The sequence below is a fragment of the Bordetella genomosp. 12 genome, assembly GCF_002261355.1.
GTDB lineage: Bacteria > Pseudomonadota > Gammaproteobacteria > Burkholderiales > Burkholderiaceae_B > Bordetella.
The window spans coordinates 1,010,325-1,034,867 of the sequence record NZ_NEVU01000002.1 but is presented as its reverse complement, the minus strand read 5'-3'; the positions used below and the strand labels follow the sequence as shown (position 1 = coordinate 1,034,867).

24 protein-coding genes are annotated in these 24,543 nt (G+C 65.6%); 12 read left to right on the top strand and 12 right to left on the bottom strand.

What is annotated here, in order from left to right:
* Positions 1 to 2,142, bottom strand: a complete 2,142-nt coding sequence (locus tag CAL22_RS10325; RefSeq protein ID WP_094812822.1) for a TonB-dependent siderophore receptor — start codon at positions 2,140 to 2,142, stop codon at positions 1 to 3.
* 189 nt (positions 2,143 to 2,331) lie between these two features.
* On the opposite strand from CAL22_RS10325, the gene CAL22_RS10320 reads away from it, so the two are divergent.
* The 6 genes from CAL22_RS10320 (at position 2,332) to CAL22_RS10295 (ending at position 7,086) form a co-directional block, all read left to right on the top strand.
* On the top strand, positions 2,332 to 3,033 hold the full coding sequence (locus CAL22_RS10320) for a TetR/AcrR family transcriptional regulator (RefSeq protein ID WP_094812820.1): 702 nt from the start codon (positions 2,332 to 2,334) through the stop codon (positions 3,031 to 3,033).
* Between the two features lie 244 nt (positions 3,034 to 3,277).
* Positions 3,278 to 4,579 carry an MFS transporter gene (locus tag CAL22_RS10315; protein ID WP_094812818.1) on the top strand — a complete coding sequence of 434 codons (1,302 nt, stop codon included), beginning with the start codon at positions 3,278 to 3,280 and terminating at the stop codon, positions 4,577 to 4,579.
* A 127-nt stretch (positions 4,580 to 4,706) separates the two neighbouring features.
* Positions 4,707 to 4,853 (top strand): type B 50S ribosomal protein L36, encoded by a 147-nt coding sequence (gene ykgO / locus CAL22_RS10310; protein ID WP_094812816.1) that lies wholly within the window; start codon positions 4,707 to 4,709, stop codon positions 4,851 to 4,853.
* Positions 4,854 to 4,939: 86 nt separating this feature from the next.
* Entirely contained in the window at positions 4,940 to 5,338 is a 399-nt protein-coding gene (locus tag CAL22_RS10305) for a DUF2809 domain-containing protein (RefSeq protein WP_094812814.1), read from the top strand.
* Between the two features lie 64 nt (positions 5,339 to 5,402).
* Positions 5,403 to 6,287 carry a helix-turn-helix transcriptional regulator gene (locus tag CAL22_RS10300; protein WP_094812812.1) on the top strand — a complete coding sequence of 295 codons (885 nt, stop codon included), beginning with the start codon at positions 5,403 to 5,405 and terminating at the stop codon, positions 6,285 to 6,287.
* Between the two features lie 94 nt (positions 6,288 to 6,381).
* Positions 6,382 to 7,086 carry a fumarylacetoacetate hydrolase family protein gene (locus CAL22_RS10295; RefSeq protein WP_094812810.1) on the top strand — a complete coding sequence of 235 codons (705 nt, stop codon included), beginning with the start codon at positions 6,382 to 6,384 and terminating at the stop codon, positions 7,084 to 7,086.
* A 23-nt stretch (positions 7,087 to 7,109) separates the two neighbouring features.
* Here CAL22_RS10295 and CAL22_RS10290 read toward each other — a convergent pair whose 3' ends face one another.
* From CAL22_RS10290 to CAL22_RS10275, 4 genes are all read right to left on the bottom strand, one after another.
* The gene (locus CAL22_RS10290) at positions 7,110 to 9,164 is read right to left on the bottom strand and encodes a putative bifunctional diguanylate cyclase/phosphodiesterase (RefSeq protein ID WP_094812808.1); all 2,055 of its coding nucleotides are present in this window, start codon (positions 9,162 to 9,164) and stop codon (positions 7,110 to 7,112) included.
* A 132-nt stretch (positions 9,165 to 9,296) separates the two neighbouring features.
* Positions 9,297 to 10,208, bottom strand: coding sequence for an NAD(P)-dependent oxidoreductase (locus CAL22_RS10285; RefSeq protein ID WP_094812806.1), 912 nt, complete (start codon positions 10,206 to 10,208; stop codon positions 9,297 to 9,299).
* Between the two features lie 59 nt (positions 10,209 to 10,267).
* Positions 10,268 to 10,693 (bottom strand): energy transducer TonB, encoded by a 426-nt coding sequence (locus tag CAL22_RS10280; protein WP_094812804.1) that lies wholly within the window; start codon positions 10,691 to 10,693, stop codon positions 10,268 to 10,270.
* A 60-nt stretch (positions 10,694 to 10,753) separates the two neighbouring features.
* Positions 10,754 to 11,752 carry a DNA-binding protein gene (locus CAL22_RS10275; protein WP_094812802.1) on the bottom strand — a complete coding sequence of 333 codons (999 nt, stop codon included), beginning with the start codon at positions 11,750 to 11,752 and terminating at the stop codon, positions 10,754 to 10,756.
* Positions 11,753 to 11,998: 246 nt separating this feature from the next.
* Here CAL22_RS10275 and CAL22_RS10270 point away from each other — a divergent pair, with 246 nt between their 5' ends.
* Together CAL22_RS10270 and CAL22_RS10265 are read left to right on the top strand one after the other, a co-directional pair.
* Positions 11,999 to 12,982 carry a site-specific integrase gene (locus CAL22_RS10270; RefSeq protein ID WP_094813591.1) on the top strand — a complete coding sequence of 328 codons (984 nt, stop codon included), beginning with the start codon at positions 11,999 to 12,001 and terminating at the stop codon, positions 12,980 to 12,982.
* Between the two features lie 113 nt (positions 12,983 to 13,095).
* Complete coding sequence (locus tag CAL22_RS10265) at positions 13,096 to 13,377, top strand: peptidylprolyl isomerase (protein WP_094812800.1); 282 nt, start codon at positions 13,096 to 13,098, stop codon at positions 13,375 to 13,377.
* Between the two features lie 78 nt (positions 13,378 to 13,455).
* On the opposite strand, the gene CAL22_RS10260 is transcribed toward CAL22_RS10265, so the two are convergent.
* Both CAL22_RS10260 and CAL22_RS10255 read right to left on the bottom strand, forming a co-directional pair.
* Positions 13,456 to 13,920 carry a GNAT family N-acetyltransferase gene (locus tag CAL22_RS10260; RefSeq protein ID WP_094812798.1) on the bottom strand — a complete coding sequence of 155 codons (465 nt, stop codon included), beginning with the start codon at positions 13,918 to 13,920 and terminating at the stop codon, positions 13,456 to 13,458.
* Between the two features lie 218 nt (positions 13,921 to 14,138).
* Positions 14,139 to 14,408 (bottom strand): YunC family protein, encoded by a 270-nt coding sequence (locus CAL22_RS10255; RefSeq protein WP_094812797.1) that lies wholly within the window; start codon positions 14,406 to 14,408, stop codon positions 14,139 to 14,141.
* A 74-nt stretch (positions 14,409 to 14,482) separates the two neighbouring features.
* On the opposite strand from CAL22_RS10255, the gene CAL22_RS10250 reads away from it, so the two are divergent.
* Together CAL22_RS10250 and CAL22_RS10245 are read left to right on the top strand one after the other, a co-directional pair.
* Positions 14,483 to 14,701, top strand: a complete 219-nt coding sequence (locus CAL22_RS10250; protein ID WP_094812795.1) for a SlyX family protein — start codon at positions 14,483 to 14,485, stop codon at positions 14,699 to 14,701.
* A 26-nt stretch (positions 14,702 to 14,727) separates the two neighbouring features.
* Positions 14,728 to 15,510, top strand: a complete 783-nt coding sequence (locus CAL22_RS10245; RefSeq protein ID WP_094812793.1) for a deaminated glutathione amidase — start codon at positions 14,728 to 14,730, stop codon at positions 15,508 to 15,510.
* 36 nt (positions 15,511 to 15,546) lie between these two features.
* Here the strand turns inward: CAL22_RS10245 and CAL22_RS10240 are convergent, their stop codons facing one another.
* Positions 15,547 to 16,038 (bottom strand): BON domain-containing protein, encoded by a 492-nt coding sequence (locus CAL22_RS10240; protein ID WP_094812791.1) that lies wholly within the window; start codon positions 16,036 to 16,038, stop codon positions 15,547 to 15,549.
* 353 nt (positions 16,039 to 16,391) lie between these two features.
* On the opposite strand from CAL22_RS10240, the gene CAL22_RS10235 reads away from it, so the two are divergent.
* Entirely contained in the window at positions 16,392 to 17,615 is a 1,224-nt protein-coding gene (locus CAL22_RS10235) for an MFS transporter (protein WP_094812789.1), read from the top strand.
* On the opposite strand, the gene CAL22_RS10230 is transcribed toward CAL22_RS10235, so the two are convergent.
* Positions 17,612 to 18,472 carry a LysR family transcriptional regulator gene (locus CAL22_RS10230; protein WP_094812787.1) on the bottom strand — a complete coding sequence of 287 codons (861 nt, stop codon included), beginning with the start codon at positions 18,470 to 18,472 and terminating at the stop codon, positions 17,612 to 17,614. The genes CAL22_RS10235 and CAL22_RS10230 overlap by 4 nt on opposite strands.
* A gap of 157 nt (positions 18,473 to 18,629) precedes the next feature.
* Between CAL22_RS10230 and CAL22_RS10225 the strand changes: the two genes are divergently transcribed.
* A complete protein-coding gene (locus CAL22_RS10225) occupies positions 18,630 to 20,006 on the top strand; it encodes a DHA2 family efflux MFS transporter permease subunit (RefSeq protein ID WP_094812785.1) in 1,377 nt (458 codons plus the stop codon).
* Between the two features lie 49 nt (positions 20,007 to 20,055).
* On the opposite strand, the gene CAL22_RS10220 is transcribed toward CAL22_RS10225, so the two are convergent.
* Genes CAL22_RS10220 through CAL22_RS21215 form a run of 3 tightly spaced genes read right to left on the bottom strand, consistent with a single transcriptional unit; the run spans position 20,056 to position 24,452 of the window.
* Positions 20,056 to 22,227, bottom strand: a complete 2,172-nt coding sequence (locus CAL22_RS10220; protein WP_094812783.1) for a phosphocholine-specific phospholipase C — start codon at positions 22,225 to 22,227, stop codon at positions 20,056 to 20,058.
* Positions 22,228 to 22,253: 26 nt separating this feature from the next.
* The gene (locus CAL22_RS10215) at positions 22,254 to 22,436 is read right to left on the bottom strand and encodes a hypothetical protein (protein ID WP_094813589.1); all 183 of its coding nucleotides are present in this window, start codon (positions 22,434 to 22,436) and stop codon (positions 22,254 to 22,256) included.
* Positions 22,437 to 22,454: 18 nt separating this feature from the next.
* Positions 22,455 to 24,452: an alkaline phosphatase family protein gene (locus CAL22_RS21215; RefSeq protein WP_208621947.1), complete on the bottom strand. Its 1,998-nt coding sequence runs from the start codon at positions 24,450 to 24,452 to the stop codon at positions 22,455 to 22,457.
* Between the last annotated feature and the right edge of the window lie 91 nt (positions 24,453 to 24,543).

Genomic DNA, 24,543 nt, shown 5'->3' with positions numbered 1-24,543 from the left:
TTACCAACGGTAGCTCAGCCCGGCAATCACCTGACGGCCATTGCCATACTGGCAGTAATAGTTGGAACTGCAGCTGGAGTAATAGGTCTTGTCAAAGAGGTTGTTGACGTTGATCCGTCCTTCGAGCCCCTTGAGACTGGGGAACTTGGCGCCGAAGTCGTAGCGCAATGCGGCGTCCATCAGCGTGTAGCCCGATGCCTTGATCTCGTTGGCGTTGTCGGCGTAACTCGAGCCCACGACGCGGACCCCGGCCCCCACTTTCACCCCCTCGAGCGCTCCCGGGGTGAAGCGATAATTCGCCCACAAGGAACCGAAGTACTTAGGCACCGCCTGGGGCCGTTTGCCCTCGTTGGCCGCCACGGCTGCCTGGGTCACCTTGATATCCAGCAACGTAACCGCGGCAATGAGTTCCAGGGTTTTACTGACCTGCCCGCGTGCCTCGAACTCCAGCCCGCGGGACCGGATGCGGCCTTCCTGCGTATTGAATCCGATCACATCCGGCACCAGTGCGTCGCGCTGCTGAATATCGAACGCCGCCACGGTAAAGAGCGCATCGACGCCCGTGGGTTGGTACTTCAAGCCGATTTCATACTGCCTGGCCTTGCTCGGCACGAAGGGATTGCCACTGGCATCCACGCCAATGTTCGGCTCGAAAGACGTGGAATAGCTCGCATAGGGGGCCAGGCCGTTATCGAACATATAGAGCAGACCGGCCCGGTAGCTGGTCTGTTCGCTGGACTGATCGGTAGACGAGCCCGCCAGGCGATTGTCGCTGTCTTGCGTGGTCCAGTCATGCCGCACGCCCAGCAAGGCGCGCCAATTGCCGTAACGCAGCTGATCCTGCAGATAAGCGCCGGTCTGGCGCAAGGTCTGCGCGCTGTCGATGATGGTGGTCAGAGGCCCCACCGGCTGGCCGTATTGCGGGTTGGCGACATTCAGCGCTGAGGCGGGCGCCCAGTTGTAGCGCCAGTCACTCTTGGTGTATTGATAGTCGAGCCCGGTGAGCACCGTGTGGGCCAAGGCGCCGGTGGTGAAGTCGATTTGCGCCTGGTTGTCGGTGGACACCCCTTTGACGTGCTCGATGGAGCGCAACGCCTGGCGCGGGATATAGCCGGCCGCGTCCAGCGGGCCCGCCATCTGCAAGGAACTGAAGTCCACATCCACATCGGCATAGCGCAACCGGGAACGCAGCGTCACCGCCGCGTTGACGCGATGCTCCAGCTGATAGCCCACCCCGTGTTGCTCCCGCTTGAAGTTGTCGAAATCCGGGTCACCGATGTTCAGCCGGCGGCCCAGATCGGACTTGTACTGGGAGGGTGCGAGGAAGGTCGGATAGAGCGAATTGAAGTAGCCGCCCTCAGGGTCTTTTTGATAGTAGGCCGTCAGGGTGAGCGTCGTGTCCGCGCTGGGTTTCCAGGTCAGGGAAGGCGCCACGCCCACCCGCCCCTCTTCCACACCGCTATAACGCGTATCCGAATGGCGGCCAACGACGGTCAGCCCATAGAGCAAGGTGCCATCCTCGTTGAACGAGCCGCGCGTGTTCAAACCCGCCTGCGCCAGGTTGTGGGTTCCGCCTTCGACGAAGACTTCATTCGACGACTGCGCCGTCGGCATACGGCTGGCCATATTGACCAGGCCGCCGGGGCTCACCTGCCCGTAAAGCAGGGCCGACGGGCCCTTGAGCACATCGAGGCGATCCAGGAGATAGGGATCGATGGCCGCCTGTGCGAAGGCCTGCCCGCGCGGCAGCTTCAGGCCATCGAGATAACTGACGTAGTTGGTCGCCGTGCCAAACGCCCCAAAACCGCGCAGAAAGATGGAGTCATAGCGCGAGTTGGTGTCGCGGTCCGACAGCACGCCCGCCGTATAGCGCAGTGCCTCGCTGACCGTCCTCGGCGCCTGTTCGTCCATCTGCCGGCGGGTGATCGTGGTGATGGACTGTGCCGTCTCCAGCACCGGCGTCACGGTTTTGGTCGCCGCGTACGTCCCCGGCTGATAAACGCGATCGCTGGTGTCCAAAGGTTCGTCGGCCTCTCCCTGCACATAAACGGGAGCCAGTTGCGGCGCAAGGCTCTGCGCCTGTGCCGCACCGCCAACCACCAGCAAGCCCGCCCCAAGGACCAGCCGCGCATCTATCGCCATCACACTCACCTATTGCAAACGAAAAGGAATCTCAATTGCAATAATCTTCACACAAACGGGACGCTTACGTCCAGTTATCAAGCGAAAATATTCGTCTTGACGGCCGCCTTCGCTCAGTGGTAACGGGAATATGTCGTATGATTATTATCCGCGCCGATGCTGGCACGGCCGCTTTCACAAGGACCACGGATGACCTCAGGCACGGCCCGCACCTCCTCCACCGCCCCGGCGCCGGGCGCGAGCCGGCGCCCCTCGGCGGGCGGCCGCCCGACCCGGGAGGCCGCCGCGCAACTGGAGCGCCGCATTCTCGACGTCGCGGCCAGTCTGTTCGCCGCCCAGGGCTATGCTGCGACCTCCATGGAGCAAGTCGCCGAGCACTGCCAAGCAGGCAAAGACACCATTTACCGCCGCTATCCGTCCAAAAGCGCGCTGTTCTCCGCCTTGCTGGATCGCCTGCGCACGCAGACCCATGCGGAGTTACTCGCCTGTATGCCCCGGCACACCGATCCTCTGCGGCAGTTGCAGGCCTATGCCCGGGCGCTGCTGGACATCAACCTGCGTGCCGACCTGCTCGCCCTGCACCGCGTGGCCTTGGGCGAAGCGGTCTCGGCCAAAGGCGTGGAGCCGCCGCCCGCCGCCGAAGACCCCTTTATGCAGGGCCTGGCTGGATGGGTGCAACAGGCGCAGGCCCAGGGCAAGCTCGCCGCGGGAGACCCGGCCTTCATCGCCGGGCAATTGCTCTACGCCACGTCCATCCAGCCGCTGCTCAGCACCATGCTGGGCGGTGCACGTTATGAGCGGCCCGAAGACCGCCAAGCCTACTTCGATCAGGCCTGGGCGCTCTTTCTGCAAGGCGCCGCCGGCACCCTGCCCGCCACGGCCCAAGCCTGACCCGCATGCCGCCGCGCGTCGCGGCGGCCGCCTTCTGCCAGCCCGTCTACCGGCCACGGCGCCCTCGGCGCCGGCCTGCTCTCGTCCATACAGGGTAAGTCCTCCCCGCCGTTGACGCCGAATTCAGGAAAACGTCAAAGCGCGCGCTCTAGGCTTGGCCACTTGCTCGCGCCACGAGCCCGGGCAAGCCCACAACAGCATCGACAGGGCGGCGTATTCGCCGACCCATGCCGGAGGAGACAAGATGGACAATACGATAGCGGCGACCCGTGCGCCGGACAGCACGCAAGACCGGCTTTACCGCAAAGTCGCGGCGCGCCTGGTGCCCTTTCTGGTGCTTTGCTATGTGGTCGCGTATCTCGACCGCGTCAATGTCGGCTTTGCCAAACTGCAAATGCTCCAGGAGTTAGGCTTCAGCGACACCGTGTATGGCCTGGGCGCGGGGATATTTTTCATCGGGTATTTCATTTTCGAGGTCCCGAGCAACATCATCCTCCATAAGGTGGGCGCCAAAATCTGGATTGCCCGCATCATGATCACCTGGGGGCTGATCTCGGCGGCGATGGCCTTCGTCACCACGCCGGGCATGTTTTACTTCCTGCGCTTTCTGCTCGGCGCGGCCGAGGCCGGCTTTTTCCCCGGCATCATCCTCTACCTGACGTACTGGTTTCCCAACGCCCGCCGTGGGCGCATCACCACCTTCTTCATGACGGCCGTGCCCCTATCGGGCCTGGTCGGCGGCCCGCTGTCGGGCTGGATCGTCGAAACCTTTCACGGCAACCATGGCTGGAGCGGCTGGCAATGGTTGTTCGTGATCGAAGGCATTCCCTCGGTCGTCATCGGCCTGCTGGTGCTCAAACTGCTCGACGACCGCATCGACCGCGCCAAATGGCTGGATGACAGCGAGAAAGCCATCCTCATCCGCAACATCGCGGCCGAGGATACCGACAAGCACGATCCTCCGATCCGCGCGGCACTGGCGCACCCGCGTGTCTGGGCCATGGCCGTGATCTACTTTTCTTTCGTGATGGGTCTGTATGGCGTGGGATTCTGGATGCCCACGCTGATCAAGGGCACCGGCGTGCAAAGCGCGCTCGTCATCGGTCTGCTGACGGCGATTCCCAATCTTTTCGCCGTCATCGGCATGATATGGATCGCCCGCAGCTCGGATCGCAGGCGTGAACGCCGCTGGCATCTGGCCATCCCGGCGGCCCTGGGCGCGGTGGGACTGGTGTTCTCGGCGCTCTGGGGCACCAACACCGCTTTGGCCATGCTCGCGCTCACCATCGCCAACATCGGCATCTGCACCGTTTTACCCCTGTTCTGGAGCTTGCCGACCGCCTTGCTCGGCGGCACGGCCGCCGCGGCAGGCATTGCCCTCATCAATTCGGTGGGCAATCTGGCGGGCTTTGCCAGCCCCTATCTCGTCGGCTGGCTCAAAGACCTGACCGGCACGACCAATACCGGGCTTTATGTCCTGGCCGCCTGCCTGCTGATCGGCGCCTTGATCGTGCTCGCTCAGCCCAAACACCTCGTCAATAAGTAAGAAAAAAGGCGCCGGTCCGATCGCCCGGCGCTCTTTTTTCCGCTATTATTGATATGTTATAACGTTTTATATTTTGGAGATGCGCCCCATGCGCGGGTCCTGTTGAATTCTGCCCCGAAGGAGCCCCATGAAAGTCCTCGCCTCACTCAAAGACGCCAAGACCCGTCACCGCGATTGCCAGGTCGTGCGCCGCCGCGGCCGCATTTACGTGATCTGCAAGTCCAACCCGCGTTTCAAGGCGCGTCAGGGCGGCGCGCGCAACCGCAATAGCTAAAGCGCCGGGCGCGGCCGGCGCTCGCGCCCCAACGTCGTCGCGCGCATCGGCTGCTGCGCGCCGCGCCGCGGGTTACGATCACGCGCATGACGATCCGCTTCCATTTCCGCTCTCTGGTCATTGCCATCCTGCTGTTTGTGGCCATGGTGGCGCTGGCCACCTTCGGCGCACGGTGGGGGTGGGTGCGCAGCTTTCTGGGCGACACCCTGGCCGTCATCTGGATTTACTACCTGTTCAAGACTTTTCTGGGCGCCCATGTGCTGACGCTGGCGGGCCTGGCCTTTGGCATGGGCGTCTTCATCGAAATGGGGCAATACCTGGCCTCCTATCTCGGCTGGCGCCTGCCCAACCCCGTGCTGCGCATCGTGCTCGGCAGCACCGCCGACTGGTGGGATATCCTGGCGTACGCACTGGGCTGGATCGCGGTGGTCGCGCTTGAATTGCCACGCCACGGCCGGATCAGCGCGACCCCTCCCGCCGCATGACATGCGCGCCACGCCTCGAGGCCCGCGCCTCCTTGCGCGCCGCGCGGGCGGATAAAATCCGCGCATGAAATCCCGTTCCAAGTCCGTCCGCACCTATGGCATGCGCGAGCGCAGCGACCGCCTGGATTTCTATATCCGCACGCAAGACGCGCGTCCGCCGCTGGAAGAGATGCACCGGCATGACTACTTTCAGATCCAGATCAATCTGGGCGGCGACACGGTGCAACAGATCGGCGGGGCGACGCGTCCTTTCCCGACGGGTACGATAGCCTTCATTCTGCCCCACCGCCTGCATCGCATTCCGCATCCGCCGGATGGCCGGTTCATGGTCATCAATGTGTCGCAGGACTTCCTCTTGCCTGGCCTGCAGTGCGATCCGCTGGACCTGGAGGATGTGCCCTTGTCGCAAGCGCCGGAGCTGGCGCCGTTCCGCTTTCAGGAAAACCTGGATTTTCAGGTGCCCGCCGAAGAGCTCCCGGCCCTGGAGGCGCTGCTGGCGCGCATGCTGCAGGTCGATCGCGAGCGCGGCTTTGGTTCAGCGGCGGTGCTGCGCGGCTGTCTGCTGCAGCTGATCGGGCAGGCCTGCATGCGGCAGGCCGAGGCCTTGCAGGCCGGCCTGCCGCGCCATGGCCGGCGCCAGGCCTTGGCGCGGGTCAGTGCCCATATCGACGCCCGCCTGGATCAGGCCGACCTGTCGCTCAACAGCGCGGCGGCCGCGGCGTTTCTGTCGCCCAGCCATCTGGCGCACCTGCTGCGCAAGACGCTGGACCGCAGCTTCACCGAGTGGGTGCTGGAGCGGCGCATGACACGCGCAAAATCGCTGTTGCTGACCTCGGATAAGCGCATCGGAGAGGTCGCCCACGCCTGCGGGTTTGCCGACGAAGCCTATTTTTCGCGCCGCTTCCGTCAGGCCGTCGGTATGTCGCCGCGCCAGTTTCGCCAGCAGTAAGCTCGCCGCGTCCAAGTCCTTGGCAGCTTTGTCCAAGTCTGGGCTGCCGCGCGGCTCTAGACTAGGGCCTCCTGACAGCAACAAGAGAGTCCTCATGTCCAACTATGTGATTGCCGCCCCTGAACGAGCATCGGCCGCCGTGGCCGGCAGCAGCCAGCGGTTTCCCATCCGCCGGGTCTTCTGCGTGGGCCGCAACTACGCCGAACACGCCCGCGAAATGGGCCACGACCCGGACCGCGAACCGCCGTTTTTCTTCACGAAGCCGGCCGACGCAGTCGTGCCTGCCCAGGGCACGCTGCCCTACCCGCCGCTGACCGAAGATTTGCACCATGAGATCGAAATGGTGGTGGCCATAGGCAAGGGCGGCGTCAACATCGCGGTGGACGACGCCCTGACCCATGTCTGGGGTTACGCGGTGGGGCTGGATCTCACCCGCCGGGATCTGCAGGCACAGGCCAAGAAGCTGGGCCGCCCGTGGGACTGGAGCAAGGCCTTCGATGCCTCCGGCCCGATCACGCCTTTGCGTGCGGCCAGCGACATCGGCCATCCGCAGAAAGGCCGCATCTGGCTGGAAGTCAACGGCGCCGTTCGCCAGCAAGGCGACCTGGCCGAACTCATCTGGTCGGTGCCGGAAGTCATCGCGGCCATCTCCCGCTCGGTCGCGCTGCAGCCGGGCGACCTCATCTTCACCGGCACGCCGGCCGGTGTGGCGGCACTGCAGCCGGGCGATGTGGCCCATGGCGGCGCGGATGGCATCGGCGAGTTCGAGCTGACCATCGGACCCAAGCCGCAGGCTTGACGCCAAGGCCCCGGCCGGCCGTCTCAGGCCGGCAGGCCGGGCGCCTCGGGATCGAAGGTCCAGGCCGGCGCGGGCCGGCCGGTCAGATAGCCCTGCAGCACGTCACACCCCAGGCTGACGAGCAACTGCCGCTGTGCTTCGGTTTCGACGCCTTCGGCAACGACCGACAGACGCAAGGCATGCGCCAGGGCGACGATCGCGGCCACGATGGAGACGTCTTCACTGTCTTGCGCCAGTTCCATGACGAACTCGCGGTCTATCTTCAGCTCGCGCGCCGGGAAGCGTTTCAGGTAAGACAGGCTGGAATAGCCAGTCCCGAAGTCGTCGATCGACAGCCCGACGCCCATGGCATAAAGCCGGCGCATGATTTTCACACTTTGCGCGGCCTGCTTCATGGCCGTGGTTTCGGTGATTTCCAGCACCACGCGTTTGGCCGCCAGGCCATGGCGCTTGAGAGCCGCGGCGATGCTGTCCACGAAATCAGGCTGCTGGAACTGCAAGGCAGAAATATTGATGGCCACGGTGGGGATGTCGGCCGCCTGCCTGTCCCAGGCCGCCAGCTGGCGGCAGGCCTCGTCCAGCACCCAGGCCTGCAAAGCGAGAATGAGGCCGGCCTGCTCGGCCAGCGGGATGAATTCGCCCGGGCTCACATCCCCCAGCGTCTTGTTGTGCCAGCGCAGCAAGGCCTCGACCCCCACCCGCTCGCCGGTCTGCGCCTTGACCTTGGGCTGATAGAACAGGCGCAACTCGCCGCGCTCGACGGCCAGACGCAATTGCTCGAGCACCTGCAAATGCCGCTCGCTGCCGGCATTCATGGACGGCTCGAAAAAGGCGTGGCGATCGCGGCCGAGATTCTTGGCATAGGTCTTGGCGGCCTCGGCTTTGGCCATCAAGGCATGCGGATCGACGCCATCATGGGGATAGACCGCGATGCCGACACTGGCCGAAATCCGGATCTCCTGCCCGGCCACCAGGAAAGGCTGCCGCAGACTGGCCAGATAGTTTTCCGCCGCATGGCTGGCATAGCTCGGATGCGGCAAGACGGCCGCCGCGACGAACTCGTCGCCACCGAGGCGCGCGAAGCTGTCGGCCGGGCCGGCCGCCTGAGACAGGCGCTGCGCGGCCTGCATGAGCACTTCGTCGCCCACCGGATAGCCATAGGCGTCGTTGATGGACCGAAAGCTGTCCACGTCGATCACCATGAGGGCGAGCTGCCCGCCCTCGGCGCGGCTGCCATCGATGGCCGCCGCAAGGCGTTTGTCGAACATGCGCCGATTCACCGCGCCGGTGACGCTGTCGTGCGAATTCAGATAGGAAAGCCGATGGCGCGCCTCTTGCAGCGAACTGGCCAACTGCGCGCTCTTGGCCGAGGTCTGTGCGTAGCTGGCAGACAGTTTTATCGCCGCCAGCGACAACACGACCGACAGGCCCAGAATGGTCGCTGCCAACCCTTCGGCGCTCACGGCCAGCGAGGGCGTTCCTGCGTCTGCGCCCTGAACGGCCGAAGCCATGCCGCTGTAATACATCGCCGACAGGCCCAAGCCCATGGCCGCCGCCTCCCAGACCCGCAACGAAGGGCGTTCCGGTTGCGCCCGCTGGCGGCAGCCGCGCCAAATGCCCAGCCCCGCCGCGAAAATGGCCGCGGCAAAGCACAACAGCACGAGCGGCCATGAAAAACTCGACGAAATTCGCACCGCTTCCATGCCGGTGTAATGCATGCCGGCAATCCCGGTGCCCACGATCACCGCGCCCAGCGCCCGCTCCCAGCGCGCCAGGCCCGGTTGGGTCATGAGCCACAGCGCCAGCGCCGCGAAGGCGATGGCGATCAACAGTGCGATGAGGGTGGCCAGCCGGCCATAACCCCAGGGCAGAGGCAGGCCGAAAGCCAGCATGCCCACGAAATGCATGCCCCACAGGCCAAAGCCGGTGATGCAGGCCCCCACCCAGAGCCAGGCGGAACTGACCCCTTGGCGTTCGACCACGATGCGGGCGGCAATGGAAAGCGCCGTGTAAGAAGCCAGCACGGCCAGCGCGATGGACAGCAGAATGAGTGCGGGGCTATAAGCTGCCTGGGCCATAACGGGACGCGCCAGCCGGGGATGAAAGTGCGCTCAGATTAGACCGCGGATGCAATGAGCGCAAGAAGAACGATGATGGCAACAATAGGCTGCGAATTTTGGTTATTTACGAGATTCGCAGCCCTGCGAGCATCACGCGGCCGCGACCCGCCGGCAATGCGCCAGCGCCGCCTCGATCAGGTTGTCGCTCGCCTCTGGCGTACGAAATGCCGAGTGCGCCGACAAGGTGACGTTATCCAGCGCATACAGGGGATGCGCGGCCGGCATGGGTTCGACGTCGAAGACGTCCAGCGCCGCGTGGCGCAGCTTGCCGCTTTGCAGCGCGGCGATCATGGCGGCCTCGTCGACCAGGGCGCCACGGGCGGTATTGACCAGAATGGCGCCGTCGCGCATGCCGGCGATGCGCTGCGCCGACAGCCAGCCGCGGGTTTCGTCATTGAGCAGCAGGTGCAGCGACACCACGTCGCTTTGCGCCAGCAACACATCCGCTGGCACGAACGTCACGCCAGGGTGAGACTTGGGGCTGCGATTCCAGGCCAGCACCTTCATGCCCACGCCTTGCGCCAGCCGCGCCATCTCGGCGGCGATGCCGCCAAAACCCAGCAGGCCCAGGGTCTTGCCCGTCAGTTGCACCGCATCGGTGCGCAGCCATTGGCCGGCGCGCATCCCGCGATCCATTTTGCAAAAGCCGCGCGCCGCGGCCCACATCAAGGCAAACGCGCATTCGGCCACCGCCGTGTCGCCGTAGCCCTTGATGATATGCACCTCGATGCCGAGGCCGGCAAGCTCCTCCGGGTTCATATAGGAGCGCGCACCGGTTCCCAGAAACACGACGTGCTTCAAACCCTTGCAGTCCCGCGCCACGTCGGTGGGAAGATGCGTGTGGTCGATGATGGCAATGGCCGCGCCGCCCAGTACCGCCGGGATCTGGTCCGGCCGGATATCCGGCTGCTGGTTGATTTTCAGATCCGGATCGCTCTGGCGGTGCAGCCGCTCGGCGACCGCGGCCAGGGTGGGATTGGCGTCGATGAAAACAGCGTGCATGCGGGCTTCCTGTTTTGAGATGGGATGACGCCGAAAGGATAGCAGGCCCGTGCCCGCCCTCAAGGCGCGGGCGGCGGCGGTGCCAGGACAAACCGTACCGGCAGCCTGAAGCGCGTGCGGCGCAGCAGCGGCGGACCGTCATCGATCGCCAGCCCGCTCATGGCTTCCAGCGCCGACTGATCGAGCATGGGCCACCCTGAAGACTGCGCGATCTCCACGCGATGCTCACCGGCGGGATCCATTTCGATCCTGAGCGTGACCGTGCCTTCTTGCAGCAAACGGCGCGCCTTGGCCGGATAGGCCGGCCGATACCATCCGATGGTCCGTTGCACGCCCGTGCCCTCTTCGGCGAAGGTCAGGTGCATTTGCTGGCGCACTCGCGGGACAGCCGCGGGCGTATCGGGCACCGGCGTCTGTGCCACGGCCGCGGCGCTCAGGAAGGACAGGCACAGAACGAAACAGACACCCAGGGCAGGTAAGGACATGTGTACTCCGGCGGTAGACAGGCCATGGCCTGCGGCGGCGCACACTATACCTACATCGCCTCAGGCCGGCCGGGCAGCCCTGCCCTTGGTGCGCGTGGCCGCTAGCAGGCCGGCGATCTGCTCATCCTTGACGGCAAGCTGCGCGCGCAACTGCGCCGCATGCGCTTCGATATCGGCGTGACGCTGAGCCAGGGCCTCTTCACGCATGGCCAGGGCGCGCTGCCCGGCCTCGGCCATGGCCTGCCACTGCGCCTGGGCCGCCTGCGCCTCGCGCGCCGCCGCCGTGGCGGCCGCCAGCCGTTCGGCCTCGGCGCGGGCCTCCTCATCCCGCGAGAGCAGGACTTGCGCATGCGCCTGCTCGCGCGCCGCGAGTTGGCGCGCGCCGGCGTCCCGCTCTTCTTGCAAGCGCCGCGCCACCTGACGCTGGGCGTCGATATCCATCAGCCAACGCCGTTCGTGGCTGGCATGGCGAGCCTCGGCCTGCGCCAGGGCCGCCTGGTGCGCCTGCTGAGCCTCGGCCAGCGCGTCCCTGCCCTGCCGCTCGGCCTGTTGCGCCTGTTGGCGCGCCTGCTCCAGCGCCTGACGCAGCGCGTCCCGCTCACCCAGCGCCGCGTCGAGCCGCCCTTGCAGGGACTGCGCCCGTGCCTGCGCGGCGTCGGCCAGCGCCTGCGCCGCCTTCACGGCAGCCTCCAGATCCGCCTCCCGTTGCTGCAGGCGCGCCTGCGCCTGGGCAAGCGCCTGGCGCTCCGCGTCCAGGGCCTCCTGCTCGGCCTGCAGGGCTTGCCGGGTTTGTGCCATCTGCGCGGCCGCCTCGCCCTGAGCCTGCGACACCGCCTCCTGCCAAAGAGCCTGGGCCGCCGACATCACCGCATCGGGCGGCTCGCCCTGATCCAAGCGCCCGCCCAGCTCGCGCAACCAGGCTTTCAGGTGCGGCCCCACGGTGTTGGGCGACCCCCGGCCCAGGTGCGAGCGCACCCTTTCTATCGTGGGTTGCTCCCCCGCGCGCAGCAAGGCATCCGCCGCCGCCCAAACATCCTGCTGCTGAATTCCGATAGCCATTTTTCGCCTCTTGCCTCAACCAAAACGCGGCATCTTGGCCGCCGCGCCGAATTAGCGCGGATAATAGATGTTTATCCGCGCTAAAATAATCAACAAAGTATTTATTCATACATACTACATATGATTTATAACATTTCCAAGCCTCAGCGTGCTGATCCGGCCGCGGCAGCGGGGGATGTGCCGCTTCAAACGTCGTTGGGACAGCACCTGGACATGCTGGGCGCGAGCGCCGAGTCGCTGCGTGCGCTGCTGCGCGAAGGCAGTTCGCCCAATACCCGCGCGGCATATCGCTCGGCCATCCGCTATTGGGCCGCGTGGCACGCGCTGCGGCTCGCGCGCCCCATGGCCCTGCCCTTGCCCGTCGCCACGGTCCTGCAGTTCATCGCGGACCACCTGCAACACCATGGCCCTCACGGGCTGACGCACGATTTGCCCGCGGCGGTCGATGAGCAGCTGCTTGCCACGGGCATGAAGCGAACGCCTGGCCCATTGAAACTGTCCACGGTGCGTCATCGGCTGGCCGTGTTGTCCGAGGCCCATGAAACCCAAGGGCTGCCCAACCCCTGCCGCGATCGCGCCGTGCGCGCGCTCATGAAACGCAGCCGCGCGGCTTATGCCCGGCGCGGCGATCTGCCTCAGGGTAAAGACGCCCTCACCCGCGAGCCGCTCGAGCAATTGCTGGCGACCTGCGACGACAGTCTGATCGGGTTGCGCGACCGCGCCATGCTGTTGTTCGCCTGGGCCAGCGGCGGACGCCGCCGCTCGGAAGTCGTGGCCGCCACATTGGAGAACACGCGGCGCACCCCGGACGGCTATCTCTATACGCTGGCGCATTCGAAAACGAATCAGGAAGGCCGCGCCCGTCCCGACATCCACAAACCGGTGGCCGGCCGGGCCGCGCAGGCCTTGTCCGCCTGGCTGGAGGCCGCCGGTATCACCGAGGGTGCGTTGTTTCGTCGTGTGCGGCGCGGCGGCATCGTGGGGGAAGCCTTGGGCGCCGAGGCCCTGCGCCGCATGGTGCAGGCGCGGGCCCGCCAGGCGGGTCTGCAGGGCGATTTTGCCGCGCACAGCCTGCGGGCGGGTTTCATCACCGAAGCCGGCCGGCAGGGCTTGCCTTTGGCCGAGGTCATGGCGATGAGCGGTCACGCCAGCGTCGCGACCGTCATGCATTACCACCGTGCCGGCGCGGCGGCCTCGTCCAAGGCGGCCCGCCTGCTCGATGAGGATTGAAGATCGGCCTCGGGCAACGCAGCCCCGCGCTACACTAGCGGGTCAGGCGGGCACTGCCCGCAACATTCATCCGGCGCTGGCCGTTTCCCGGCCAGCCCTTACTGGAGCCTCACATGGCACAAGCCTCTGCCCGTCACATCCTCGTCTCGACCGAAGCCAAAGCCCAGGAACTGAAGACCGCCATCGAAAACGGCGCCGATTTCGCCGACGTCGCGCGCGAAAACTCCAGCTGCCCGTCGGCCCGCCAAGGCGGCGACCTGGGCACGTTCGGCCCCGGCGAAATGGTGCGCGAGTTCGATCAGGTCGTGTTCAGCGCCCCGGTCAACCAGGTCCAGGGCCCGGTCAAGACGCAATTCGGCTACCACCTGGTCGAAGTCACCAGCCGCCGCGACTAATCGCGAAAGCGGGTTCGCCCTCCGGCCCCGGGTGCCTGCCCGGGCTGGGCGAACCCCGCGCTCGCGCGATCGGCAAGCCTAGAGATCACGGCCCAGAAAGCGCGAGCCCGGCACCGGATTTTGCGTCACCGGCTTGGTCTCGCGAAAACCGAGCGATTCATAGAGATACTGCGCCGCCAGAAACTCCGGCAACACGTCCAGACAGATACGGCGATAGCCCGCGGCGCGCGCCTCCTGCAAAAGGCGCTCCATCAGCTGCCGGCCCAATTGCCGCCCGCGCGCCTCGGGCCTGACATAGACCCGTTTCATCTCACAGGTCGTGGCATCGACTTCGCGAAAGCCGCCACAGCCCACCACCACGCCCGCATTCCAGGCCAGCAGCATCAAGCCGCGCGGCGCAGCGTACTTGCCCGGCAGGCCATCGCGTTCCTCTTCGTAATGCTGATACTCCAGACTGACGCGGGTACTGCTGATGTATTCGCGGATGATGGCGATCAAAGCATCGCGATCCTGGGGAAACCGGGCGCCTTGGATCTGAAACATGGCCTACCTTCGCGGCGCACCGCGCCGCTCATCACAAATAAAAAAGGCCTGCTCCGTCAACCGGGGCAGGCCTTGCGTGTGCGGATTGCGTTCAGCGCGCGCGCGTCCCCGGGGTGATTACCGTTGGGCAGCATCGAATGGCGAGAACCAGAAAATACGACATGGATATAAGTGTGTGCCGCGGCCGGCACGTTGTCAAACGGGCGGCGCGCATCACCTTACTTGAAATGGGCCAATGCCTGCGCGCCGGTCATGCCTTCCTGCACGCCCAGCGCACGCGCGGCCTGACTGACCGCGACAAGCGGCGCGGCCAACATTTGCGCATGATCGGAAACCCCGGTGACGATGGCGGCCGCCTCGCCGGTCTTGTCGAAGGTCGCGATATTGAGATAGCCGCAGGCCAACACGCCATGCCCGCCTTTGAGCAACAACAAAGGGCGCGCCAGTTCGTGGCGGATCTGTTCGAAATCGTTGAGGTTGATATCCATGATCGACGGGCCCCCAGGCGCTGAAGAAAGGACCATTGTGTCACAGCCGGCCGAGTCTGCGGTTTAATAAGGCCATGGAACACGAACACGAACTTGCTGCCCGCGTCACGGAGCTGGAGGTCAAGCTGGGCTTCGCCGAAGACCTGCTGGACCGCCTCAATCTGCTGGTATTCGAGCAGCAAAAACAGATCGAAGCGATGGCCGCTCATATCGGCCAGTTGCGCCATCAGCAATCCGACGGCGCCAATGGCCCCTGGCGCAGCTTGCTGGACGAACGTCCGCCGCACTATTGAATCTCGCATCCTGTCTGGAGAACACCATGAAGATTGCCATGGGGCAATTCGCCGTCCGCCCCGTCTGGGAAGAAAACGCCGCCATCTGCCGCGAGCTGATGGAGCGCGCCCGCGCCGGCGGCGCCCAGGCCCTGGTCCTGCCCGAAGGGGTGCTGGCCCGCGACATTACCGACCCCGATATCGTCAAGCGCTCGGCCCAGCCGCTGGACGGCCCTTTTCTCTCCGCGCTGCTGCCGGCCACGCAGGGCCTGACCGTGTTTTTCTGTGTGCACGTGCCGGCCGACAACGGCAAGGTCTGGAACACGCAAGTCGCGCTGCGCGATGGCCAGGTCATTGCGCAATACCGCAAGCTGCATCTGTACGATGCGTTCAATATGCAGGAGTCGGTCAATGTGCTGGCGGGCGCGGACATCCCGCCCCTGGTCGAGGTGGGCGGCCTGAAGATCGGCATGCTCACATGTTATGACCTGCGCTTTCCCGAGTTGCCGCGGCGCCTGGCGCTCGATGGCGCCGATGTGCTGGTCGCGCCATCGGCCTGGGTGAAGGGCCCCATGAAAGAAATGCACTGGCAGGTGCTCTCGCAAGCCCGCGCCCTGGAGAACACCTGCTATGTGGTTGCCGTCGGCGAATGCGGGCCGCGCAACATTGGCGCGAGCATGACCATCGACCCGCTGGGCGTCATCGTCGCCCGCGCCGCGGAAACCGATGCGCTGGTCTTCGCGGACATCGATACGGCGCGGATTGCGCAAGCCCGGCAGGCCTTGCCGGTGCTGCAGAATCGCCGCTTCGGCCGTCCAGAATTGGCCTGAAGTGCAGCGCCGCCCCGGGGCCGGCTCGCGGGCGAATCAGTGGCGCGCGGCGCCGGTGCGGGACGCCTCGCTGACGCGGGTGTGGTTCTCCACGCCCCGCACGCCCACGCAACTATCGGCGCAGCTCTGCACACCATGGCGGGTGCGCCCGTCGGGCACCATGCCATCAAGCCGGACACAGCCCTGGTGCACATCGACGGTCACGGCGCTGACGTCGTAACCACTGTGGCGCAGTTGCTCGCGCACAATTTCGCCCACCCGCAGGTCGCCGCTGATGACCTCACGTCGTTCAGGCTGCGCGCTGGCCTGGCGGCTGCTCCCCGGGCGCGGGCCAGGATACTGGCCGCCCTCTTCGTATTGCGGGCCGTTGGGGTTGGGCTTTTGCTGGCCCTTGCCCGCGGGTTTCTGACCCGACGGTTTTCCGTAGCCCGGCTCCTGCGCGCCGACGCGGCCGCTCTTGGCCTTGCCCTGATCTCGCGCCTGCTCACCAATTCCGGGGTCACGCTGCGCTGCGGAATGCTTATGCATGCTTGCCTCCTTTGATGTCGCGGCGCCTGGCGGCGCCGTCTTTGAAGCCCACGACCCCATGGTAGGAACTGCGCCCCGCACCGATGTAAGCGAAGGAAACCAGGTGCGCAAGATTACGGCACGCTGAATCCGCCGCCGCCCGGCGCACGCCTGCTCCGTAACCCCTCCTGACGAAAACCCGGCCCCGCGGGACGCGGCGGCCCGCTTGCGCCGGGGTCAGGCGGGCCGCCACGCAGGCGGGACAAGGCTTATACGAAAAACATCTATCTTTATGCTTGGCACGCACACAAAGGGATACACTGCCCCAGGCGCGGCCGCCCGGCCGTGCAACCCCTGACAAGCTGATCGCAACAATGTCCGCCTCTCTGCGCCCTGCATTGCCCATTCTGATCGGTGCCTCGATCATGCTCAGTCTGGCGATGGGGTTGCGGCAAAGCCTGGGCATTTTTCTGCCGCCGCTGACCCAGGATCTGGGGATATCGGTCAGCGATTTCACCATCGCCATTTCGGTACAGAATCTCGTCTGGGGCGTTTTACAGCCCTTTGCCGGCGCGCTCGTGGTGCGCTGGGGTTTTCGGCCCCTGATGGTGGGCGGCGCATTGCTCTATATCCTGGGCATGGTGCTGCTGACCACCGCGCATGGCATGCTGGGCGTATTGCTGGGCGCGGGCTTTGCCGTGGGCGCGGCCTTGGCCGCGACCGGCAGTGCGGTGGCCATGGCGGCTTCCGTGCGGCCGGTATCGCCCGCACTGCGCAGCCTGGTGCTGGGCATCGTGTCCGCCGCCGGATCGCTGGGCGCCATGCTGGCCGCGCCGCTGGGTCAGGCCGTCGCGCAGCATTGGGATTGGCGCATGGGCGGCCTGTCATTCGTGGTGTTGGCCGTCTTCATGCTGCCGGCCGCCTGGTATGCCGGCAAGGTCGACGCGTTGCCCCGCCTGGCGCCCGCCGCCGCCGGCGAACAAAATGCGCGCCAGGCCTTGTCGATGGCGATGAAAAATCTGCCCTTCGTGGTGATGGCCACGGCCTACTTCGTCTGCGGCATGCAGTTGGTGTTTCTGACCACGCACCTGCCGGCCTATCTTGCGCTCTGCGGCCTGGACCCCATGCTGTCAGCCAAGGCGCTGGCCACCATCGGCGGCTTTAACGCCCTGGGCAGTCTCTTTTTCGGCTGGGCGGGCGGCCGCTGGAACAAACAGATGCTGCTGGGCCTGATCTATATCCTGCGCTCGGTGACGTTCATTGGATACTTCCATACCTTGCCGACGCCCGAGAGCACCTTGATCTTCGCGGCGGTGATCGGGTTTCTCTGGCTGGGCGTGGCGCCGCTGGTCACTGGCTGGATCGCCCAGACCTTCGGCCTGCGCTGGCAGGCCATGCTCACGGGGGTCGCTTTTTGCGGCCACCAGTTGGGCAGCTTCACGGGCGCCATCGGCGGCGGGCTGGCTTACGACCTGCTCCACAGCTATACCCTGGCCTGGCAGATCGGCGCGGGGCTGGGCATCACGGCAGGCATTGTGCAGATGATGGTCGCATACCTGGCCGGCCCGCGCCGCCCTTTGCCCTCGCCCGCGGCCTAAACCGTCGTCCAGGTGCCGCGCAACTCGCTGTCGTGCAGGATCTGCAGCAAGGTTTCCGCCGGCCGGCTCAGATGGGCGGCCCCCAGCGTGACGAACTCCGCGTCCGGCAAGGGCGGCAGCCTGGCGGCGTTGACCGGCGGGGCAAGCCCTCTGCCGCTCATGAATTCCGGGCGCACGGTCAAGCCCAGGCCGCCCCGGGCGGCTGCACTGCTGCCCGCCAGCGAACTGCTCGTGCATACGATGCGCCAGCTCGCGCCGGCCTGCGCCAGGGTATCCAGCACGACGGTGCGTGACACACTGGGTTCGGCCGCCAGCACCAGCGGCAGCGGTTGCGTGAGATCCACCTCGGTCCCGCTGCGCGCGATCCACAGCATATGGCTGGTAAACAGGCGGGCGCCACGCGAATCTCCCGGCCGGCGCTTGCCCACCAGCAGATCGATCGCGCCGGCATCGAGCAATTCATAGAGCTTGCCGGTCATGGCAATCGTCAGTTGCAGCTCCACATCGGGGTGCGCATTACGAAAGGCCGCCAGAATGCTGGGCAGCGGGCCCAGCGCAATATCGTCGGAGCAGCCCAGCCGCACCCGGCCCCGCAGGCGCGGCGAGAGAAACTGCGATTGTGCATGCGCCATGGCCTCGAGAATCACCCGGGCGTGCACCAGCATGGCTTCACCGTCCGGCGTAAGCGCGACCGTATGGGTGTCGCGAGTCAGCAGCCGCCGGCCCACGGCGCTTTCCAGGCGGCGGATGTGTTCGCTGACCGTGGACTGCGTCAGGCCCAGCTCACGGCCGGCCGCCGAGAAACTGTGCGAGGTCGCCACCGTGGCGAAGGTGCGTAACCAGACAGGATTGAGCATGGGCTGCGCCTGATCAAATACTACTCATCGACAATTTCGATAGCAGTTAGTGTACCTAACGGATATATCGATAGGGTCACGATCACTAGAATGACTGCATTGCCCCCCGGCCTGAAGCCTACGCGCTTCGGGCCCGCTTTCAGGACCCCCGCCGTTCATGCCCAAGTCTTCCGCTCATACCGCCATGCTATGGACCGTAGCAGGCGGTTTTTTCATGCAGGCGCTCGATACCACCATCATCAATACCGCCTTGCCGTCCATGGCCGACAGCCTCGGCGTTTCGGCGCTGCAAATGCAACCGGTGGTGGTCGCCTACACCTTGACCATGGCCCTGCTCACCCCGGCCTCGGGCTGGCTGTCCGACCGGTTTGGTTCACGCCGGGTGTATTTCGTTTCCATCCTGCTTTTCGTACTAGGCTCGGTGTTCTGTGCCCTGTCGCAGTCCTTGCCGCAACTGACCGCCGCGCGCGTGGTGCAGGGCGTGGGCGGCGCGATGCTGCTGCCTGTCGGCCGGCTGGCCGTGTTGCGCGCGATCCGCGGCGAGGCCTATGTGGCGGCGCTGGCCATGATTTCGATCGCCGGCCAGGTCGGCCCCATCGTCGGCCCCACCTTGGGCGGCTGGTTCGTGCAATCCATGAGCTGGCACACCATCTTTCTCATCAACGTTCCGGTGGGCGCCGTAGGGCTGGTGGCGGTCTGGAAATTTTTGCCCGATGACAGCCTGCCCGACGCACCGCGTTTCGACTGGCTCGGCGGCGCCTTGCTGTCGCTGTGCATGGTCAGCTTCTCGCTGGCGCTCGAAGGCCCGGCCCACACCCACCGCATGCTGATCTCCAGCCTGCTGCTGTGCGTGAGCGTGTTGTCTGTCGCTGCCTACATCTGGCATGCGCGGCGCCACGCCAACCCGCTGTTCCGGCTCGGCCTGTTCAAAGCGCCGAACTTCAGCGTGGGCCTGGCCGGCAATCTCGTCTGCCGCATCGGCTCCAGCGCGGTGCCCTTTTTGCTGCCGCTGCTGTTGCAACTGCAGTTGGGCTATAGCCCGCTGCATTCCGGGCTGATGCTGCTGCCGGCCGCGGTCGCCGGCGCGATCGCCAAAAGCTGGATCGCGCCGCTGCTCAAGCGCTTCGGCTATACCCAGTTCCTCATCTGGAACACCGTCATCGTGGGCGCGTCCATTGCCGCTTTCGCGACCTTTGCGCGCGGCACGCCGCTGTGGCTGGAGATCGCCGTGCTGTGCGTCTTTGGCGCGAGCAACTCCATGCAATTCGCGGCCATGAATGGCGTGACGCTCAAAGGCCTGCCTGCGCGCGAGGCCGGCAGCGGCAACAGCCTGTTCTCCATGGTACAGATGCTGGCCATAGGCCTGGGCGTGACCATTGGCGGCGGTCTGGTTTCGCTCTTTGCCGGCAGCACCGGCGATGCGGCCAGTGCGTTTCGCATTGCCTTCGCGGTCACTGGCCTGGTGACCCTGGCCTCGGCGCTCGTTTTTCGCCGCATAGACGCGCCCGTCGCCCTGCGGCCGCAAGCGGCCTGAGGGCGCCGCCGGCCTGCGCAGCACACGCTGGGCAGGCCGGCGCCTTGACCTACTGCCCCATGGCCGGATCGGTCACCGAGGCTTTGCCGGTTTCCACCCGCCCGGCGAACCGGCGCTCATAGGCGGGATCCTCGGCCAGACGCACCGTGAAGTCGTACCAACTGCCACTGTCGGCCAGCGGCCAATGCGCTTCGGCCTGCGCCCCGGGTGCGACACTGAAGGTCCGGCTCGCCTCGCTGGCGTAGTACGCATTGGGCGTGACCGAGAAATTGCAGGCGACCTTACCGCTATTGATGAAGCTCGCGTACACATCTCCGTTGGCGACGTCATAGCAGACGCGGATCTCGGCATCGAGCTGCGACGTTCTGGCCAGCGCCAGATCGCCGGCAAAATGGCGGTGATAGCCATTGGGGCCCAGCACCCACAGATCGTACTTGCCGCCGTCGCCCGCCACGTCCCAACTGCCTTCGAGCTGCTTGCCCGCTTCGACGGTATAGCGGCGCGGCACACGATCCAGATGCAGCCGGTCGTAGACATGGAACACGGCCGCCGCCTTGCCCGTGTTGGCGAACACGAGCCACATCAGGCCGTTGCCTGGCTGACTGCGGCCGCTGGTGTGCAGTTCATAAGGCAAGGCTCGCGAAGGGCGAACACCCGGCTCCTGCACTGGCCGCGCCTGGCTGGTGGCGTCGGGCAAGGGCACGGCGGGCAAAGCCTGCTGCGCGCTGCGCTCCTGATCCGAACCCGCGCGGGTCAGCAGATTGAGATCGGGCAGCACCTCATCGTTGGGCGTAGCGAAATTGAAGGCCGAGGTCATATCGCCCAGCACGGCGCGCCGCCACGGGCTGATGTTTTCTTCGGCCACGCCGAAGCGCGCTTCCAGGAAACGCAGCACGGAAGTGTGGTCAAAGGCCTGCGAATTGATCCAGCCGCCACGGCTCCAGGGCGACACCACGTACATGGGTACGCGCGGGCCGGGTCCGTAGACGCGGTTGTCGGCGGCATCCTGCGCCGACGCGTGCGTGTGGCGCTCCATATCGGTATTGACGGTCGATGCGCCCGCCATCGAGCCATCCGTGTTCAAGGACGGCGCGGCCGGCGACGGCACATGGTCGAAGTAGCCATCGTTCTCGTCGAAGTTGATGAGAAAGACGGTCTTGCTCCAGACGTCCGGATTGGAGGTCAAGGCGTCGAGCGCCTCCTGGATGTACCAGGCGCCCTGCACCGGGCTGGACGGACCCGGGTGCTCCGAATAGTTGGCTGGTGCCACGATCCAGGACACTTGCGGCAAGGTGCCGTTCTGGACATCGTCGCGCAGGGCCTGCAGGAAACCGCCGTCGGGCATGGTGTTGGCCACGCCCCGATACAACGGATTTCCGGCATCCATGCTGGAGGTCCACGGCGTGTACGGCGAGCCGCTGCTGGCATTGCCCGCCAGCTCATTGGCACGGCGGAACTGCTGGAAGCCGGCCAGCGGGTTGTCGGTGTAGTTATCGGGCAGATTCTGATAGACCTTCCAGGACACGCCAGCGCTTTGCAGCCGCTCGGGGTAGGTCTTCCACGTCCAGCCGGTCGAGGACGCACCCAAGCCGTCCCATTGGTTGCGGGTCGACGGCCCATTGCCCTGCGCCAGCGGATCGTTCGTGCCCGTCCAGTGGAACAAACGATTGGTATTGGTCCCACCGTGCGAGGCGCAATGATAGGCGTCGCACAAGGTGAAGGCCTCGGCCAGCGCGAACTGGAACTCCAGCTCCTTCTGCCGGTAATACCCCATGGACTGATCCTGCTTATAGCGCGGCCATTGCGCCATCCGGCCGGCGTCCCAGGCGTTCTGCGCATCGACATAGTCGTGCGGGGTGCCTGCCACGCGCTGCGCGTTGCCCTGCGTGCTGTCCAGGTGATAGGGCATGACGACGCGCGTGCCGTTGCTTTGCTCCCACACGCTGCGGCCGTTCGGCAAGGGGATGGTGATGCGGTCACCAAAACCGCGCGCACCCTTGTATGTGCCGAAGTACATATCGAAAGAACGGTTCTCCTGCATCAGGATCACCACATGCTCGACATCGTTGATCGTGCCGGTGCGATTGTTGGCGGGAATGGCCAGCGCACGGCGGATCGAAGGCGGGAACATGGAAAGCGCGGTCAGACCGGCCGTGGAGGCCAGCGCGTTGCGCAGGAAACGCCGCTTGCCGGCGTGGATGGAGGTGTCGTTCGAGTTCACAGGGGTTTCCTGACGGGTGTTCGGGCTTAGGGCGCGCAGCGCAATTCAGGTTTGACGACGGGCGTCTCGGGCTGGGTACCGCTGTCGGGCGGCGTGGCCGCACTCTCGTCGTCGTCGTGATCGCTGCCACTGCAGGCGGCCAGCGCGGCGGTCAACAACAGGGCAGCGCCCAGGCGGAAGGCTCCGCGCAGCTTCGGGTAGGTAGTCATGGTCATTCCTGGTGAAAATCAGCGAAACAGTTCCTGGATGGACTTGCCGGACAGCGCGATGGACCGCACCTCGGCTTCGGTCAACGCGCGCGACCAGATGGCCAGATCATCGAAGTACATGGTGTACGGGCCCTTGGTGCCGGCGCAGCACACACCGTAGGTGCCCAGGCCGTCCTCATTCAGTCCAATGTGCGGACCGAACACCCCCTCGACCTGGGCCAGGTTGACCGAGCCGGTGGCGACACTGCGGCGCGAGAAGCCCAGCTCCGGGTCGTAGGCATAGGCCTCCATGGTTTTGGCGGTCTTGTCGATCACCATGGCCACGTAGATAGGCTTGTTGGGCGTGAACTTCACGCCGTTGATATCGACGCGCGACCCGCCAGCCAGGTTGAATCGCAGCTCGGGACCGGCCCATTGCGCGATGGTGATGCCGGGATTGCCGCCCGAGTTGTAGTTCTTGTTGCCGATGATGGAGCGGTCGTTGGCCACGCCATCCGATTGGTACCAAAACCCGATGGTGAACGCGTTGGGTGTCGTCAGCATTCCGGCGGGGTGGTCCAGTTTGAACGCGCCGCTGGCCGCCGAGCCGCGCTCGTTCTGGAACATGCTGCCAAAGACGCCCTGCTGGGCGAAGACCGGCTGCTGCGTGCCGTCATAAGGCGTGATGGCCCCGCCGCCGTTGGCCAGATCCGCCAGATCACCCTCGAAGGGGAAGAACATCGTCAGGCCGGTGCGCAACGACGCCAGCAGCAGCACCGGTTTGGTGTAGAGCACGGTCGCGCGCGCCGACGCCACCGAATGACCGGCCGCCACGGTGTAGTTCAGGCTGTGCAGGCCCTCGGTGTCAAAAGCAAAAGCGCTATCGACATACTCGGCAGAAGTGCCGGCCACCCGAGCAATCTCCGTGCCATCGCGGCTGATGACGATCTCGCCTTCGGGTTCGCCCACGCGTACCCAGTTCAGGGTCACGCTCTTGTTGTCCATCGCGGTACGCGTCACCAGGCGGCGCACGGCCAGGGACTCGGCCAGCGAGGTGCCGGCCAGGTCATACCCCGCCGCTTCGGGCAGGGCATCCATATGGCTGAGCAGCGTCGGCGCCACATCGGCCGCGCTGGGCAGCGCGTACCAATTGCTATCCCAGGCGCCATCGAAGGCCGCATCGTCGGCGCTGCCGCCCAGCATGTCGGGCAAGCTGCTCGCGACAAAAACCGTCTTGTTCGGCGCCAGGGGCAGCCCGTCTTGCGTGCCCGTCTTGCCCAGGCCGTGGCTGCTGACCACGACCGTCAGCCAGCTCTCCTGCGGGTGGGAGGCACGCCGCTCGGCGATCTGCGCGGCCAGCACGCCCAGCGCCGCATCCGTGCGTTGCAGCACGGATTCATAGCGGGTGTCGAAGCCGCCCTCGGCGGCGGCGCTGCCCGGCGCACCGAATTGGGCCACGACCACATCGTAGCCTTCGGTAATACGGTCGCGCACTTGCGAAGAGACGCAGTCGTCCAGGCCCGCGCAGTCCGTCAGGGAATCGAGATAGCCCGCGTCCCGGTCACGGCGGATCAAACCGGCCAACAGCGTGGAATGCATGGCGGCGGCGCTACGCACTTGAGGCTGAGCGCTCTTGACGCGCTGAAACACACTGGCGGTCTTGATAGCCTGATCGGCCGCATTTGAGCGCACGCCGTGCCGGTCCGCCCATTGGCCGCTGAGCAGGGTCGCCCAGCCCGGGGCGGCAAGCGTGGCTTGCTGCGTGGGCGCCGCCGTCACGCCGCCCGTCCAGGCGCGCGTGATCGAATACTGTGCCAGGTTCGGAAGTGTTTTGGCCTCGAGCCCCTGCCGCAGGGCGTCGTAGGTCAGGCCATCGATCCCCACCAACAACACCTTCTTGACCGAGGCGCCGGGCTGGGTGACGGGCGTTTCGGCTGGCGGATCATCGGCATCATCGCCGTCACCGCCGCCGCAGGCCGCCAGCGCCCCGGTGGTCACGGCCAGCGCGCACCACCTTCTCCAGTTCAATCCTTGCATGTTTCTCTTCTTTAGTCAGGGTTTTCACGCTGACCACATCGTGGCGGCGCAACGTGAAAGGCCCGTTAAGCAAAGAAGAGAATTCCCGATC